Source organism: Micromonospora sp. LOL_014 (assembly GCF_048060245.1).
GTDB lineage: Bacteria > Actinomycetota > Actinomycetes > Mycobacteriales > Micromonosporaceae > Micromonospora_E.
The window spans coordinates 1-637 of the sequence record NZ_JBHMIP010000105.1 but is presented as its reverse complement, the minus strand read 5'-3'; the positions used below and the strand labels follow the sequence as shown (position 1 = coordinate 637).

At 73.9% G+C, this 637-nt stretch carries 1 protein-coding gene; it reads left to right on the top strand.

All coding sequences use genetic code 11. The features are described from left to right. A partial coding sequence (locus tag ACFHW1_RS28820) for a 2-keto-4-pentenoate hydratase (RefSeq protein WP_416616736.1) occupies positions 1-637 on the top strand: 637 nt, incomplete at both ends.

Below are 637 nucleotides of genomic sequence, written 5' to 3'. Positions count from 1 at the left end.
ATCGCCCGCCGCACCGACCGGGGCGAACGCCTCGTCGGCGCCAAGATGGGCCTGACCAGCCAGGCGAAGATGGCCCAGGTCGGCGTCGATGAGCCGATCCTCGGCCAACTCACCGACACCACGCAGGTGCCCGACGGCGCCGCCGTGGACATCTCCGGGCTGATCCACCCCCGGGTCGAACCGGAGATCGCCTTCCTCCTCGACAGGCCGCCGACACCCGGGATGCCGTTCACCGACGCGGTGCGGGCCGTCGCCCCCGCGCTGGAGGTCATCGACTCCCGCTACGCCAACTTCACCTTCTCGCTGCCCGACGTGATCGCCGACAACACCTCGGCCGCCCTGTTCACCGTCGGGCCGTGGCAGCCGGTCCCGGACGGCGTCGACAACCTCGGCGTACTGCTGGAAGTGGACGGACGCACGGTGCAGACCGGATCCACCGCCGCGATCCTCGGCGACCCCCGCCGCGCCCTGACCGCCGGCATCGCCCTCGCCGACCGGCACGGCCCGGCGCTCCAAGCCGGGTGGATCTTCCTGGCCGGCGCGGCCACCGCCGCGGTGCCGCTCGCCCCCGGCGTCCACGTGCGGGCCACCGTCCAAGGGCTCGGCACCGCCGCCTTCACCACCACCGGCGGTACGC